The sequence below is a fragment of the Kitasatospora purpeofusca genome (assembly GCF_034043715.1).
Classification (GTDB): domain Bacteria; phylum Actinomycetota; class Actinomycetes; order Streptomycetales; family Streptomycetaceae; genus Kitasatospora; species Kitasatospora purpeofusca_A.
The window spans coordinates 18,590-33,111 of the sequence record NZ_JAXCLC010000086.1 but is presented as its reverse complement, the minus strand read 5'-3'; the positions used below and the strand labels follow the sequence as shown (position 1 = coordinate 33,111).

Sequence of the window (14,522 nt, the reverse complement as noted above, 5' to 3'; positions counted from 1 at the left end):
CCCCCCCCCCCCCCCCCCCCCCCCCCCCCCCCCCCCCCCCCCCCGGAGGGGGACCCAGGGCCCGGCGTCAGCCGATGGAACGGGGGAGGCGGGTCGTCAGGTAGAGGACCGTGAAGGACCCCAGGAGCTGAATGCCGAGGCAGAGGGCGAGCGCCCGGTCCATACCCAGCGTGGGGGCGAGGCTCAGGTAGAGGGTGCCGAGGGTGGCGACGCCCAGGGCGAGGCTGGACTGCTGACTGGTGGCGAGGACACCGCTGCCCACACCCGCCCGCGCGGCGGGGACCTTGGAGAGGACGACGCGGAACAGCGGGGTGCCGATCAGACCCTGGCCGATACCGGCGAGCGCGACGCCCGGGGCCATCCGCAGCGGGGAGAACCCGTTCCAGTCGGCGAGCACGGTGACGGCCAGGGTGACGAGGCCGAGGGCCTGGACGGCGGCGCCGGCGGTCAGGACCCGGCTGCCGAAACGGCCGATGAGGCGCGGGCCGGAGAGCGAGGCGGTGAAGTAGCCGACGGCCATCGGGACCAATGCCCAGCCCGCCGCGACCGGGCCGAGGTGCAGGCCCTGCTGGAGGGCGACCGCGATGACGAACATGAAGCCGCCGAAGCCACCGAAGTAGGGGATGGCGATGCCGAGGCCGCGTCGCATCTCGGGGATGCGCAGCAGGGTGGGCGGCACGAGCGGGGCTCCGCCGAGGCGCTCGACCCGGCGCTCGACCAGGGCGAAGGCGGTGGCGAACACGGGGAACAGGGCGAGCAGCAGCCAGGACCACAGCGGCCAGCCGGCGGCCCGGCCCTCCATCAGCGGCACCAGCAGGGCGAGCAGGGAGGCGGTGAGCAGCACCGTCCCGGCGACGTCGACCTTGGCACCCTGCGGGGCGCGGCTCTCCGGGACGAAGCGCAGGGCGAGGACGAGGGCGAGCAGGGCGAAGGGGACGTTCAGCAGGAAGACCGAGCGCCAGCCGGTGCCGAAGAGGTCGGCGGCGACCAGCATCCCGCCGAGCACCTGCCCGATGACCACCGAGATGCCGCCGACCGCGCCGTACACCGAGAGGGCGCGCCCGCGCCGGGCGCCGTGGGTGGCGGCGGTGATGGTGCCGAGGACCTGGGGGATCAGCAGGGCGGCCGACGCGCCCTGGGCAGCCCGGGCGGCGACCAGGCTCCATGCTCCGGGGGCGAGCCCGCAGGCGAGCGAGGTCACGGCGAAGGCGGCCGCTCCGACCACGAAGAGGCGGCGCCGGCCGAAGAGGTCGCCGAGTCGTCCGCCGAGGACGAGCAGGACGGCGAAGGCGATGCCGTACCCGGCGGCGACCAGTTCCAGGACGGCGGGTCCGGCGGCGAGGTCGTGGTCGATGGTCGGCAGTGCGACATTCACTATGAAGAAGTCAAGCATCGGGAGGAACGCCCCGAGCAGGACGGTGACCAGTCCGGCGGTACCGAGGGAGGGGGAGGAGGGGGAGGAGGGAGAGGAAGGAGTAGGGGAGAGGGGGGAGGCCGGGGCGGTGGTGCCGCCGGGGGAAGCGGCTGGGACGGCGGCGGGGGCGAGGGGCCTGGTGGCGGTCAGTGGCTGGGTCACGGTCATACGATCCGCCGTGCCGCACCCTGGTACCAGAGTGTGCTTATCCAGGTATAAGAAGTACCTGGCAACAGGATGAGCTGTGCCTCATGCTGATGGAATGAGTCTGACCGCCGTCACGGCAAACATCGGGAAAGTACCCGCCGATCCTCGGCGGCAAGAGTTGGCGGCGTTCCTGCGCAGCCGCCGGGAGCGGATCACCCCCGAGCAGGTGGGGCTGCCGCCGACCGGTCGGCGGCGGACTCCGGGGCTGCGCCGTGAGGAGGTGGCGCAGATCGCCGCCGTCGGGGTCACCTGGTACACGTGGTTGGAGCAGGGGCGCGAGATCCAGGTGTCCGTGCAGGTACTGGACGCGGTGGCGCGCGCCCTGCTGCTCGACCCCAGCGAGCGGGCCCATCTGTTCACCCTGGCCGGCGCGGAGGATCCGACGCCGGTCCGGGAGTGCCCGACCGTCACGCCCGCGGTCCGGATGACGCTGGACCGGATGGCCCCCTACCCGGCCGCGGTGATCAACTCCCGCTACGACGTACTGGCGCACAACGCGCAGTACACCGGGATCGTCGGCGATCTGGCCGCGCTGCCGCCCGAGGACCGCAATCTGATGTGGCTGGCCTTCACCCCCTCGCGCTTCCGCGAGGTGCTGGTGGACCACGAGGAGGAGCGGGACGTCATGGTCGCCCGGTTCCGGTCCGGGATGGGCGACCACGGGGCCGAGCCGGCCTGGCGGGCACTGCTCTGCCGGCTGCGCAAGGCCTCCCCGGTGTTCGACGCGGCCTGGCAGCGGCACGACGTCCTGCGGCCGGGGAACGGCCTGAAACGCTTCCTGGTACCGGAGGTGGGGCTGCTGCGACTCGACTACACCAGCCTCTGGCTCGGTCCGGTCCAGGGGCCGCGAATGATCGTCTACACCCCGAAGGACGAGGAGACCGACGCGCTGCTGACACGGCTTCCCACCCGGCTGCCGGCGGCCGTGGCGCGGGCGGGGGTGCCGCTCGGCTGACGGCCGCCCGGTGCGCGCCAGGCCGAGGGCCAGGCAGAGCGCGGCCAGCGGGAGTTCGACACAGCCCGCCATGATCAGCGCGGCGAGCTCCTCCTGGCCCGGCAGCGCGGTGGCGAGGTCGACCAGGGCGTCACCCACGAGCAGCAGGGCCACCACCGCCGCCGGTCCGGCGGCGGCCGGGCCGCGGCGGCGCAGCCCGGCGTCGAGCCAGAGCAGCGCGGCCAGTTCGCACAGGTCGAAGGCGGCCCACGCGATGTCGCCCGCGGCCACGAGCAGGGCCGTCCAGGGCAGCAGCAGGAACGCGGCGAGCGCGGGCACCCGCTCGGCGAGCGGGCCGGGCACGGGACGGCCGGCCCGTGCGGCGCGCGGCGCGAAGACGGGGGCGAAACCGAGGACGGCGGTGCTCATCGGGCACCTCCGCCCGCGCCGCCGACCCGGGCCCGGACCAGCGGCGACCGCTCGGAGGCGGCACCGCCCGCCTCGACCAGCACGCCGTCGAACACGCCCTCGCCCCAGGCGAGCCAGAACTCCCCGCCGACGGTGACCACCTCGGCCGCACGGACGACCGGGGCGGGCCGGCCGGGCAGCCGGAGCAGCCGTCCGCCGGTGAACCCGACCACCGGGACCGCGCCGCCGTGCGGCAACCGCCCCCAGGCGAGACCCTGCCGGGAACGGCGGCGCCCGCCCGCCCCGGCCCAGGCGCGGGCCCCGCGCAGCAGACCGGCGGTGAGCCGGGTCGCGACCAGAACGTCCACCAACTCGTCGTGCTCGTAGATCTCCAGGGCCGCCCGGCCGCGGGACCGGCCGGCCCGGACGCTGCGCACCGACCACGGCCCGGTGGCCGGGTGGGCCGGGCCCCACAGGCCGGTGGGACCGACCGGAAGCCGCCCCTCGGCCGGGTCGGCCGCGACAGTGGCGCCGAGGGTCGGACGCCCGTGCGGCAGATCGGCGGAGTGCGATGCGTAGCTCGTCATGCCCTCAAGACTGGCCGTCCGCGGCAGCGTTGTCGGTAGTGCACCGGTCCGAATCGGGGGTGTACCCAGCTTCACCATTTCTCGGCACCGACCTTCATGGTGACGGCCGATCACGGCGCTCTAGGCTTTCCGCCATGCTCTCCACGAAGCCGCGCCGTGCGCTCATCGGGAGCGCCGCCCGGCCCCCGTGGCCTGCGGCGTCCTGGCGGGACGCCCGGTTCCTCGCCGCCGGAATCCCGCTCTCCCTTCCTGTTTGGCTGTCCATCACCGTCCCCAAAGTGTCGCTGTTCCTCGTGGGCGTGATCCTGCTCGGGATCCGCCTGCTCTCCGCCGCGCAGCGCGCCCGGCTGCGGGCGCTGCGCGGGGTGGACGTCCCGCCGCTGCTGCGGCCCGCCGGTACCTCGGCCGGTGCGGCGACCACCCCGCGCACCGCTGTGAGCTGGCGCCAGGTCGGCTACCACCTGGTGGCCGGTCCGCTGGTCGCGCTCGCCGCGCTGGCGGTGCTGTGGGGGTGGGGCGCGGCCGTGGTGGCCTCGACGGTGTTCGGCTGGGCCTGGATGATGCCGCCCTACTCGCCGGTCGCCGACCACTGGGCCAAGCTGGACATCCCGCTCACCGTCGGCGGCGTGCTGCTGCTGGCGGTCCTGCCCCGAGCGGTCCGGCTGCTGGCCGACCTGGACGAGGCGCTCGCGGTGCGCATGCTCGGTCCGGGTCGGACGGCGGTACTGGAACACCGGATCGAGGAGGTGGTGGAGAGCAGGGCCGGACTGGTGGACGCGGTCGACGCCGAGCGCCGCCGGATCGAGCGCGACCTCCACGACGGGGCGCAGCAGCGGCTCACCTCCCTGGCGATGAACCTCGGCCTGGCCCGCCGCACCCTCAAGGACGTCCCGCCCGAGGCCATGCAGGTGATAGTCGAGGCGCACGAGGAGGCCCAGGCGGCCATCGACGAGCTGCGGGACCTCGTCCGCGGTCTGCACCCGGCCGTTCTGGAGGACCGCGGGCTGGACGCGGCGCTCTCCGGTATCGCGGCCAGGATTCCGCTGCCGGTCCGGCTGGACGTCGATCTGGCCGAGCGGGTAGCGCCGACGGTCGAGGCCGTCGCCTACTTCACCGTCTCCGAGGCACTGACCAATGTCGCCAAGCACGCCCGGGCCTCCCGGGTGGACGTCTCGGTGCGGACGGCCGGCGGCCGGCTGCGCCTGGTGGTCAGCGACGACGGCGTGGGTGGGGCGGACGCCGCTCGGGGCACCGGCCTGACCGGGCTGCGGCAACGCACCGCCTCGGTCGACGGATCCCTGTCCCTGCTCAGCCCCGTCGGGGGCCCGACCACCATCACCGTGGAGTTGCCGTGCGTGCTGTGATCGCCGAGGACTCGGTCCTGCTCAGGGTCGGCCTGGTCAAGGTCCTGGAGGCCGTGGGCTACGAGGTGGCCGCCGCCGTCGGGGACGCCGAGGCGCTGCTCGTCGCGGTGGAGGAGCACCGCCCGCAAGTGGTGGTGGCGGACGTCCGGATGCCGCCCGGCTTCTCCGACGAGGGGGTACGGGCCGCGCTGGTGATCCGCCGGCAGTGGCCGGAGGTGGCGGTGCTGCTGCTCTCCCAGTTCGTCGAGGAGCGCTACGCCGCGGACCTGCTGACCAGCAACACCAGCGGGGTCGGCTACCTGCTCAAGCAGCGGGTGGCCAATGTCGACGAGTTCGTGGACGCCCTCCAGCGGGTCGCCGAGGGCGGGACGGCGCTGGATCCGGAGGTGGTGGCCCAACTGCTGGTGCGGCGCCACCGCGATCCGTTGGAGCGGCTGACGCCCCGCGAGCGGGACGTGCTCGCCCTGATGGCGGAGGGCCGGTCGAACGCGGCCATCGCCGCTCTCCTGGTGGTCAGCGACAGCGCGGTGGCCAAGCACATCAACTCGATCTTCGCCAAGCTCGACCTGCCGCAGGCCGACGACAGCCACCGCCGGGTGATGGCGGTGCTGCGCTTCCTGGAGGTGGCATGAGGACGCGGGACGCCGGTCCGACGGCGGGCACCGGCCCGCCCCGGGACCGGGAGACGACGACAGCCCGCCCGACGCCGCCGGCACCCGGGCCCGCGCGCGCCGGCCATCGGGGCTGGCGGGTGTTCGGGACCCTGGCGCTCGTCGTGGTGATGCTGATCGGTGCCGTGCAGACCTGGGCGATGGCGGTGCAGCAGCAGACCCGATCGGAGCGGACCTACGGGGTCGCGGTGACCAAGGTGCGGCTGGACACCGGCCGGGCCACCGTCCGGATCAAGCCCGGGCAGGAGGGCCAGGTGGTGGTCCGGCAGTCCCTGAACTGGGTGGTGCGGATGCCGGTGGTCTCGGCGCTGTTCGACCAGGACGAGCTCAACGTCCGGATGCTCTGCAACCAGGTGTTCGCGGTCGGGGACCTCGGCTGCGGAGCGGTGATCGAGCTGGAGGTTCCGCCCGGGGTCGCGGTGACCGGCCGGCAGTCCAGCGGCAACATCGACATCGCCGGGGTGACGGGTGAGATCGGTCTGGTCTCCACCTCGGGGGAGGTCCGGTTGGCCGACGTGTCGGGTCCGCTGACCGTGCGTACCACCTCCGGCACCGTGTACGGCCAGCGCCTCACCTCTCCGAGGGCCGACGTGGCCGCGACCTCGGGCTCGGTGAAGCTGGACTTCGTCACGGAGCCCTCGGCCGTGGATATCGGTGTCACCTCGGGATCGGTGAGCCTGGGCCTGCCACGCGGATCGCGCTACGACTTCGAGGGCGGCTCTGCTCCCCGGGGCGGGATCGATCCGGCGCTGGCCGACCGCTCCAGTCCGCACAAGGTCAGGATCTCGGTCAGCTCCGGTTCGGTGTCGGTGTTCGCGAAGGACGGTGATGCCGGCGGCGGCGGGTGAGAGCCGGCCGGACCGGCCGGGAGGCCCGCGGGCAGGGCCGGGGCGGGAGCGGTCGGGAGCCCGGGCCGATGGCCCTCCGGGGCGGGCGCGGCGGGTGGGGGACAATGGAGAGTCCCCGAATCGCCGTCCCCGAGGTCAGCCGCGCATGACAGTCCCGCCCGCACCCACCGAGCCGAGCACCGCGACCGGCACCACCAGCACCTCCGGCACCGCGGCCACCCCGACCGGCGTCACCGTCGCGGCCGCCACCGCGACCACCGCGACCACCGCGACCACCGCGACCACCGCGACCGCCACCGCCACCGCGACCACCGCGACCGCCGCGACCGCCACCGCGACCGCCACCGCCACCGCGACCACCGCGACCGCCGCGACCGCCACCGCGACCACCACCACCACCGCGACCACCGCGACCGCCGCGACCGCCACCGCGACCACCACCACCACCACCACCACGACCGGCGCCGAGTTCGCACCGCTGACCGTCGGCCCGATGCAGGTCTGGCCGCCCGTGGTCCTGGCGCCGATGGCCGGCATCACCAACGCACCGTTCCGCACCCTCTGCCGGGAGCAGAGCGGAGGCAAGGGCCTCTACGTGTCGGAGATGATCACTACCCGGGCCCTGGTCGAGCGCAACGCCAAGACGATGCAGCTGATCAAGTTCGACCCGAGCGAGAAGCCGCGCTCGATCCAGCTGTACGGCGTGGACCCGGTGACCGTGGGCAAGGCGGCCCGGATGATCGCGGACGAGAACCTCGCGGACCACATCGACCTCAATTTCGGCTGCCCCGTGCCCAAGGTCACCCGCAAGGGCGGCGGCTCGGCGCTCCCGTACAAGCGCAACCTGCTGCGCGAGATCCTCCGAGAGGCCGTGTCCAACGCCGGCGACCTGCCGGTCACCATGAAGATGCGCAAGGGCATCGACGACGACCACCTCACGTATCTGGACGCCGGACGGATCGGTGCTGAGGAGGGCGTCTCCGCGATCGCCCTGCACGGACGCACCGCCGCCCAGCACTACGGCGGTACCGCCGACTGGTCGGCGATCGCCCGGCTGCGCGAGGCCGTCCCGGCGGGGATCCCGGTGCTCGGCAACGGGGACATCTGGTCGGCCGACGACGCGGTGCGGATGATGCGTGAGACCGGCTGCGACGGAGTGGTGGTCGGCCGTGGCTGCCTCGGCCGGCCGTGGCTGTTCAGGGACCTGGTGGCTATCTTCGAGGGCGAGGTGGACTACGCCCGGCCGACCTTCGCCGATGTGGCGCGGGCGATGGTCCGCCACGCGCAGCTGCTCGGTGAGTGGCTGGGCGACGAGGCCCGCGGTGTGATCGACTTCCGCAAGCACGTCGCCTGGTACACCAAGGGCTTCTCGGTGGGCTCGGAACTGCGGGTCAAGCTGGCGAACTCGTCCTCGTTGGCCGAATTGGCCGAATCCCTGGCCATGGTGGAGCAGTCGCAGAGCTGGCCGGCCGGTGCCGACGGCCCGCGGGGCCGGACCAGCGGCAACAACCGCGTGGTTCTGCCGGAAGGCTGGTTGGACGATCCGTACGAGTGTGCCCGACTGGGCGAAGACGCCGAATCGGACACATCTGGCGGTTGATCTGTACGGGATGGCCAGAAGGAGCCTCTCGGGTCGATGGCCACCCCGTCCTAGCCCTCTTTGCCACTCTGGACAAGAGGGCTCCCTTTTGGCATCCGAATGTCACGGAACGGACATGTTTCTGGACGCACTGCGACGATGGGCGGGGTCGGCCTACGCTCGATCGGTGAGATGTGTCCGTGACGCTTGCCACATACCCTGCGCGCCCGAGAGGGCCGATAGGACGAAATGAACAAGTCGGTGGCGGATCGCTTCCCGAAGGGGGGCGGCGGCGGATCGGCACTGAGGGTGCAGGAAATCAAGCCGGGCCGTCAGACCGGGCGGCCGGTGACTACCGTGTGTTCCGGATATGTGATCTTCCGGTTTCCATGCCTTCAAGACTTGAACGCTTGCTAGCGTCATCCGGACGATTTCACCTCCAGAGGTGAACACCGTTCCATGCATTCGATCTAGCGGGTTACCTGCTGGTCCTGGCCACGTACGGCCTATTGGCGGCGCAGAAGCGCCTTCGAAATGGGTATGTTCTCCGGCGTCAGGGCAACCGTGCGCGAGGAGAACAGACCCGTGGCGTCCCAGCAGAAGTTTGTTTACTCCTTCACTGAAGGAAACAAGGACCTCAAGGATCTTCTTGGCGGCAAGGGCGCGAACCTGGCCGAGATGACCAACCTCGGCCTTCCCGTCCCTCCGGGGTTCACGATCACCACCGAGGCCTGCAAGGTCTTCCTGGAGACCGGCACCGAGCCCACCTCGCTGCACGAGGAGATCAGCGCCCACCTGGACGCGCTCGAGCAGGAGATGGGCAAGCAGCTCGGCCAGGCCGACAACCCGCTGCTCGTCTCGGTGCGTTCGGGCGCCAAGTTCTCCATGCCCGGCATGATGGACACCGTCCTGAACATCGGCCTCTCGGACGCCTCGGTGGTCGGCCTGGTCGCGCAGTCCGGCAACGAGCGCTTCGCCTGGGACTCCTACCGCCGCCTGGTCCAGATGTTCGGCAAGACCGTGCTGGGCGTCGACGGCGAGCTGTTCGAGGAGGCACTGGACGAGGCCAAGCAGGCCAAGGGCACCACCAGCGACCTCGACCTCGACGCCGCGGACCTGAAGCGGCTGGTCGAGGTGTTCAAGGGCATCGTCGAGCGCGAGACCGGCCGGGCCTTCCCGCAGGACCCGCGCGAGCAGATGGACCTCGCCATCCACGCCGTCTTCCACTCCTGGAACGGCGACCGGGCCCGGCTCTACCGCCGCCAGGAGCGCATCCCGAACGACCTGGGCACCGCGGTCAACGTCTGCAGCATGGTGTTCGGCAACCTCGGCGAGGACTCCGGCACCGGCGTCGCCTTCACCCGCGACCCCTCCACCGGCGCGCAGGGTGTCTACGGCGACTACCTGTCCAACGCCCAGGGCGAGGACGTCGTCGCCGGCATCCGCAACACCCTGCCGCTGTCCGAGCTGGAGAAGCTCGACAAGAAGTCGTACGACGAGCTGATGGCGATCATGCAGACGCTCGAGACCCACTACCGGGACCTCTGCGACATCGAGTTCACCATCGAGCGCGGCAAGCTCTGGATGCTCCAGACCCGGGTCGGCAAGCGCACCGCCGCGGCCGCCTTCCGGATCGCCGTCCAGTTGGTCGACCAGGGTCTGATCGACCTGGACGAGGCCCTCATGCGGGTCACCGGCGGCCAGCTCTCCCAGCTGATGTTCCCGCGCTTCGCCCCCAACGCCGAGTCCAAGCAGATCGCCCGGGGCCTCGCCGCCTCGCCCGGCGCCGCGATCGGCAAGATCGTCTTCGACTCCTACACCGCGGTGAAGTGGTCGCGCTCCGGCGAGAAGGTCATCCTGGTCCGCCGCGAGACCAACCCGGACGACCTGGACGGCATGATCGCCGCCGAGGGCATCCTCACCTCGCGCGGTGGCAAGACCTCGCACGCCGCCGTCGTCGCCCGCGGCATGGGCAAGACCTGTGTCTGCGGTGCCGAGGAGCTGGAGGTCGACACCAAGCGCCGCCGGATGACCACGGCCGACGGCCTGGAGCTGGAGGAGGGCGACGTCGTCTCCATCGACGGCGCGACCGGCAAGGTCTACCTCGGTGAGGTACCCGTGCTCCCCTCCGCGGTGGTGGAGTACTTCGAGGGCACCCTGCACGCCGGCGCCGACGTCCAGGGCGGCCTGGTCCAGGCCGTGCACCGGCTGATGTCCCACGCCGACGGCCGCCGCCGCCTCGCGGTGCGCGCCAACGCCGACAACGCCGAGGACGGCTCGCGCGCCCGCCGCTACGGCGCCCAGGGCATCGGCCTGTGCCGCACCGAGCACATGTTCCTCGGTGAGGAGCGCCGCAAGGAGGTCGAGCACCTGATCCTCGCGGACAACGACAAGGACCGTGAGGCCGCGCTCTCCACCCTGCTGCCGCTGCAGAAGGGCGACTTCCTGGAGCTGTTCCAGGCGATGGACGGACTGCCCGTCACCGTCCGGCTGCTCGACCCGCCGCTGCACGAGTTCCTGCCGGACATCACCGAGCTGTCGGTGCGCGTCGCCCTCGCCGAGGCCCGCAAGGACCCGAACGAGAACGACCTGCGCCTGCTTCAGGCGGTGCACAAGCTGCACGAGCAGAACCCGATGCTCGGCCTGCGCGGTGTGCGCCTCGGCCTGGTCATCCCCGGCCTGTTCGGAATGCAGGTCCGCGCCATCGCCGAGGCCGCCGCCGAGCGCAAGCTGGCCGGGGCGGACCCGCGCCCCGAGGTGATGATCCCGCTGGTCGGCACCGTCCAGGAGCTGGAGCTGGTCCGCGACGAGTGCGAGCGCGTGCTCGCCGAGGTCGCCCAGTCCACCGGTGTCCAGCTGGACATCAAGCTCGGCACCATGATCGAGCTGCCGCGCGCCGCCGTGACGGCCGGCCAGATCGCCGAGGCCGCCGAGTTCTTCTCCTTCGGCACCAACGACCTCACCCAGACGGTCTGGGGCTTCTCCCGCGACGACGTCGAGGCCTCCTTCTTCACCGCCTACCTGGAGAAGGGCATCTTCGGGGTCTCGCCGTTCGAGACCATCGACCGGGACGGTGTCGGCTGGCTCGTGAAGCACGCCGTCCAGGCCGGCCGGGCCACCCGCCCCGACCTCAAGCTGGGTGTCTGCGGCGAGCACGGCGGCGACCCGGAGTCGGTGCACTTCTTCCACGAGGTGGGGCTGGACTACGTCTCCTGCTCCCCCTTCCGGATCCCGGTGGCGCGTCTGGAGGCCGGCCGCGCCGCCATCGAGACTGCGGGCAGCGACTCGCGCTGAGTGCCGGGGGCTCGCCATGAGCCCCTCGGCACGGCCGAATCGCTGACCGTGTCCCCTCCTTCGGGGAGGGGCGTACACCGGAGCTCGGCGCAGGAGAACCGGCGTACGTGAAGCGGCCGGGGTGGGAACGGACAATGGCGTCCGTACCCGCCCCGGCCGCATGCTTGTCCCGCCCGGTCGGATCCCGCCGGGCCCGACGCTGCCCCGGCCCCGCCCGGCCCGGTCCCGGCGCGCCGGACCCCGCCCCCGCCGAACCCCATCCCCGACGGCCGCCGCCCCGTCGGCCGACGCCCCCGTTGTGGTGCCGACCACGCGTGTGGCTGGCCGGGCCCCGGCCCGCCGACTGCCAAGCTGGGCGGATGACCAGCAGAAACCGCCTGTGGACCGCCCTCGCCGTGCTGATCTGCGTGCTCGCCGCCGCGGTCGGCTACCTGCTCTCGGACGACACCGGCGGCAGCACCTCCAGGACCGCCGCGACTGCCACCGCCACCGCCCCGGCCGCGGCCTCGACCGGCCCGGTGGCGCCGAAGCCCAGCGCACCCCGGCCCTCGGCCTCCGCCACCCCGCCGGCGACCGCCGCCGGCACCGGCTGGGTGCCGACCGATCCGGCGCTGGCCGACGTCTGCCGCACCAGGCTCCCGGGCCAGGCCCGCGACACCCTCGGACTGATCGCCAAGGGCGGCCCCTACCCCTACCGCTCGGACGGCATCGTCTTCGAGAACCGGGAGAGCCGTCTCCCGCGCAGGACCTCGGGCTACTACCACGAGTTCACGGTCGTCACCCCCGGCTCCGGCGACCGGGGCACCCGCCGGGTGGTCACCGGTGACTCCGGCGAGCAGTACTGGACCGCGGACCACTACGCCACCTTCCAGGAGATCGACTCCCGCTGCTGAGGAGCGAATGCCGCCAGGCGCCCCGCTGAAAGTACTTTCCATTGCGGAAAGTAGGTGCCATAGTGGAATCAAGATCAACGATCACCACCGGGGGACTTCATGAGCGATTCCGTGCCCGTCGAGCTGTCCGCCACCGAGGCGCTGGGCCTCGCCGCCCGGGCGCGCGCCGCTGCCCGGGCGCCGCAGCCGGTGCCCACCTGGTACGGCGCCACCTTCGCGGTCGGCTTCTCGCTCTACGGCCTCGGCCTCGGCTACGCCCTGTGGGCCGACATGAGCTGGCTGGCCGGCGTGCTCGGCGGGGTCTTCGCGGCGGTCAGCGGTGCCCTGGGGGCCGTCGTGACCCGTCGCGGTGGTGTGGCGAGGGGCTGGACGCCCGGCCTCGGCGGACCGATGGCGCGCTGGGTGGTGCTGGTCTTCGCCGGAGCCCTCGCGGTGGCCGCCGTCGTCGGTCTCATGGGTGCCGACGCCCGGGGGACGCTCGGCAGCGCCGGTGTTACAGCCGGGGTGCTGTTCTGGCTGACCATGGTGCGCGTGAACATCCGGATCCGCCGCGAGGCGGAGAGCGTCTGATGGCCGGGCTCGATCCGCTGCTGCAACACCCCACCCGGCTCACCGTCGTGGCGTTTCTCGGTGGCTGTATCGAGGCCGAGTTCTCCGCCGTCAGGGACTACTGCCAGGTCTCGGACTCGGTGCTCAGCAAGGCGGCGGGCGCGTTGGAGGAGGCAGGCTACCTGTCGGTGAAGAAGGGCTATGTCGGCAAGCGCCCGCGCACCTGGCTGGCCGCCACCCGGGCCGGCCGCCGGGCACTCGCCGACCACCTGGGTGTCCTGCAGCGGCTGGCGGCGGCGGCCGAGGCGGCGGGACGGGAGACGGAGAGCCGGCAGCCGTGACCGCCTGCGGTCGCACGCCGCTGAGCCGCCCCGACACCGGGGCGAGCCGCGACCCCCGCCGCCGAGCCGCCCGACGCCGGTGCGTCACGACCGCCGCCGCCCCGACGCGGGCGGCGCCCTCACCGGGCCCGCCGCCAGGTGACCCGGTCGTGCGGTCCGTGCGGGCCGGCCGAGAGCAGCACGGCCAGCTCGTGCAGCACCGGACCCGGGTCGCGGCGCAGCTGGACGGGGGTGGTGCGGACGACCGGCAGGCCGGCCGCGGTCAGCCGGTTGGCCCGGGTCAGGCTCCGCTCGTGGTCGGCCGGGCGCAGGTGCCAGGCCCGGGAGTCGATCTCCAGGGCGACGCACGCCTGCGGCCAGTACGCGTCCGGCACGGCCAGGAACCGCCCGTCCAGGAGGAGCACCGGATTCCAGAGCGGTTCGGGGAGCCCGGCGCCGCGCACCGCGTCCCGGGCCTCGCCCTCGACCACCGACCGCACTCCGGCCGTCAGCTCCTCCACCACCCGGGCCAGCCCGGTCAGCTCGCGGGCGTCCGGCCGGGCGAGCAACTGGTCCAGCAGCTCGCCGAGTTCGCAGTGCCGCCGCTGGACGGCCTCCGCGCAGAGCGCGCGGAACCGGCGCCGTCCGCTCTCCCGGGGCGCGAGGTCGGCCAGCGCCCGGGCGACCGAGGTGCTCCAGAGCCCGTCGTCGCGCTCGAAGCCGCCCGGCATCGCGCCGCGCGCCCGGTGGATCCGGACGAACCCCCGGTCGGCGACCCGCCGCCGGCCGGGGATCAGGACGTCCACCTCGGTGAGGTCCGCCGGGTGCCCGGCGGAGGGGAGGCCGGCGTCGGCGAGCACTGCCGCCCCGGTGAGCAGCACCTCCCCGGCCTGCGGCGCGGGCCGCCCCTTGGGTCCGGCGTAGGCGAGCGCGGCCCGCAGTCGCTGATGCGTGGTCAGCCGACCGGTCTGCAGGCAGACCACCCGGGGCAGCACCCGCTGCCACGGCCCGCCGGGCCGCAACCGGTGCGCGATGGTCCCGGACGGCACTCCGAGCGCCCGCAGTTGGGCGCGGGTGACGATGTGCTGCTGGTCGCCGCCGACCAGCAGCAACGGGTCGAGGAGCGGCCGCGGGGCGGCCCGCGCGCGACCGGCGACGAGCGGGCGCGGAACGGCGGCGAGAGCCTGCGGAACGGCGGCGACCGGGCCGGCAGCCGGGCTGGTGGCCGGGTTGGCGACCGGGCTGGTGGCCGGGTTGGCGACCGGGCTGGTGGCCGGGTTGGTGGCCGGGGCGGCGAGGGTCATGCCGAGGTCCTTCCCGCCCGGTTCGGAGGTATGCGAAACATCGCCCGCCCGGGGAGTGTCCGGTCAAACAGCGTTGACGTCCAACCGGGTTGACGTCCAACCGGGTTGACGTCCAACCGGGTTGACGCCGGACCGGTGCGGCCGGTGGGC

Annotated in this window: 12 protein-coding genes; 9 read left to right on the top strand and 3 right to left on the bottom strand. The window is 73.1% G+C overall.

Annotation, left to right across the window (positions count from 1 at the left end):
- Positions 1 to 67: 67 nt before the first annotated feature.
- A complete protein-coding gene (locus SM793_RS31945) occupies positions 68 to 1,582 on the bottom strand; it encodes an MFS transporter (RefSeq protein ID WP_413816077.1) in 1,515 nt (504 codons plus the stop codon).
- Between the two features lie 94 nt (positions 1,583 to 1,676).
- Here SM793_RS31945 and SM793_RS31940 point away from each other — a divergent pair, with 94 nt between their 5' ends.
- The gene (locus SM793_RS31940) at positions 1,677 to 2,576 is read left to right on the top strand and encodes a helix-turn-helix transcriptional regulator (RefSeq protein ID WP_320441809.1); all 900 of its coding nucleotides are present in this window, start codon (positions 1,677 to 1,679) and stop codon (positions 2,574 to 2,576) included.
- Positions 2,577 to 2,980: 404 nt separating this feature from the next.
- Here SM793_RS31940 and SM793_RS31935 read toward each other — a convergent pair whose 3' ends face one another.
- Positions 2,981 to 3,550, bottom strand: coding sequence for a hypothetical protein (locus tag SM793_RS31935; protein WP_320441808.1), 570 nt, complete (start codon positions 3,548 to 3,550; stop codon positions 2,981 to 2,983).
- 134 nt (positions 3,551 to 3,684) lie between these two features.
- On the opposite strand from SM793_RS31935, the gene SM793_RS31930 reads away from it, so the two are divergent.
- The 8 genes from SM793_RS31930 (at position 3,685) to SM793_RS31895 (ending at position 13,089) form a co-directional block, all read left to right on the top strand.
- Complete coding sequence (locus tag SM793_RS31930; RefSeq protein WP_320441807.1) at positions 3,685 to 4,914, top strand: sensor histidine kinase; 1,230 nt, start codon at positions 3,685 to 3,687, stop codon at positions 4,912 to 4,914.
- Entirely contained in the window at positions 4,902 to 5,546 is a 645-nt protein-coding gene (locus SM793_RS31925) for a response regulator transcription factor (RefSeq protein ID WP_320441806.1), read from the top strand. Before SM793_RS31930 ends, SM793_RS31925 begins: the two co-directional genes overlap by 13 nt.
- Positions 5,543 to 6,433 carry a DUF4097 family beta strand repeat-containing protein gene (locus tag SM793_RS31920; RefSeq protein WP_320441805.1) on the top strand — a complete coding sequence of 297 codons (891 nt, stop codon included), beginning with the start codon at positions 5,543 to 5,545 and terminating at the stop codon, positions 6,431 to 6,433. The genes SM793_RS31925 and SM793_RS31920 overlap by 4 nt, the downstream gene beginning before the upstream one ends.
- A gap of 493 nt (positions 6,434 to 6,926) precedes the next feature.
- Positions 6,927 to 8,033, top strand: a complete 1,107-nt coding sequence (gene dusB, locus SM793_RS31915; RefSeq protein WP_320441812.1) for a tRNA dihydrouridine synthase DusB — start codon at positions 6,927 to 6,929, stop codon at positions 8,031 to 8,033.
- Positions 8,034 to 8,552: 519 nt separating this feature from the next.
- The gene (ppdK, locus tag SM793_RS31910) at positions 8,553 to 11,306 is read left to right on the top strand and encodes a pyruvate, phosphate dikinase (protein ID WP_320441811.1); all 2,754 of its coding nucleotides are present in this window, start codon (positions 8,553 to 8,555) and stop codon (positions 11,304 to 11,306) included.
- 359 nt (positions 11,307 to 11,665) lie between these two features.
- Positions 11,666 to 12,199, top strand: coding sequence for a ribonuclease domain-containing protein (locus SM793_RS31905; RefSeq protein ID WP_320441804.1), 534 nt, complete (start codon positions 11,666 to 11,668; stop codon positions 12,197 to 12,199).
- Between the two features lie 99 nt (positions 12,200 to 12,298).
- Positions 12,299 to 12,769, top strand: coding sequence for a hypothetical protein (locus SM793_RS31900; RefSeq protein WP_320441803.1), 471 nt, complete (start codon positions 12,299 to 12,301; stop codon positions 12,767 to 12,769).
- The gene (locus tag SM793_RS31895) at positions 12,769 to 13,089 is read left to right on the top strand and encodes a transcriptional regulator (protein WP_320441802.1); all 321 of its coding nucleotides are present in this window, start codon (positions 12,769 to 12,771) and stop codon (positions 13,087 to 13,089) included. The genes SM793_RS31900 and SM793_RS31895 overlap by 1 nt, the downstream gene beginning before the upstream one ends.
- 119 nt (positions 13,090 to 13,208) lie before the next feature.
- On the opposite strand, the gene SM793_RS31890 is transcribed toward SM793_RS31895, so the two are convergent.
- Positions 13,209 to 14,372 (bottom strand): hypothetical protein, encoded by a 1,164-nt coding sequence (locus SM793_RS31890; RefSeq protein ID WP_320441801.1) that lies wholly within the window; start codon positions 14,370 to 14,372, stop codon positions 13,209 to 13,211.
- Between the last annotated feature and the right edge of the window lie 150 nt (positions 14,373 to 14,522).

Excerpts from the sequence above, each read along its gene's own strand:
- SM793_RS31945 (WP_413816077.1), bottom strand. The coding sequence starts at position 1,582 with ATGACCGTGACCCAGCCACTGACCGCCACCAGGCCCCTCGCCCCCGCC.
- SM793_RS31940 (WP_320441809.1), top strand. The coding sequence starts at position 1,677 with ATGAGTCTGACCGCCGTCACGGCAAACATCGGGAAAGTACCCGCCGAT.
- SM793_RS31935 (WP_320441808.1), bottom strand. The coding sequence starts at position 3,550 with ATGACGAGCTACGCATCGCACTCCGCCGATCTGCCGCACGGGCGTCCG.
- SM793_RS31930 (WP_320441807.1), top strand. The coding sequence starts at position 3,685 with ATGCTCTCCACGAAGCCGCGCCGTGCGCTCATCGGGAGCGCCGCCCGG.
- SM793_RS31920 (WP_320441805.1), top strand. The coding sequence starts at position 5,543 with ATGAGGACGCGGGACGCCGGTCCGACGGCGGGCACCGGCCCGCCCCGG.
- dusB (WP_320441812.1), top strand. The coding sequence starts at position 6,927 with ATGCAGGTCTGGCCGCCCGTGGTCCTGGCGCCGATGGCCGGCATCACC.
- ppdK (WP_320441811.1), top strand. The coding sequence starts at position 8,553 with ATGTTCTCCGGCGTCAGGGCAACCGTGCGCGAGGAGAACAGACCCGTG.
- SM793_RS31905 (WP_320441804.1), top strand. The coding sequence starts at position 11,666 with ATGACCAGCAGAAACCGCCTGTGGACCGCCCTCGCCGTGCTGATCTGC.
- SM793_RS31900 (WP_320441803.1), top strand. The coding sequence starts at position 12,299 with ATGAGCGATTCCGTGCCCGTCGAGCTGTCCGCCACCGAGGCGCTGGGC.
- SM793_RS31895 (WP_320441802.1), top strand. The coding sequence starts at position 12,769 with ATGGCCGGGCTCGATCCGCTGCTGCAACACCCCACCCGGCTCACCGTC.
- SM793_RS31890 (WP_320441801.1), bottom strand. The coding sequence starts at position 14,372 with ATGACCCTCGCCGCCCCGGCCACCAACCCGGCCACCAGCCCGGTCGCC.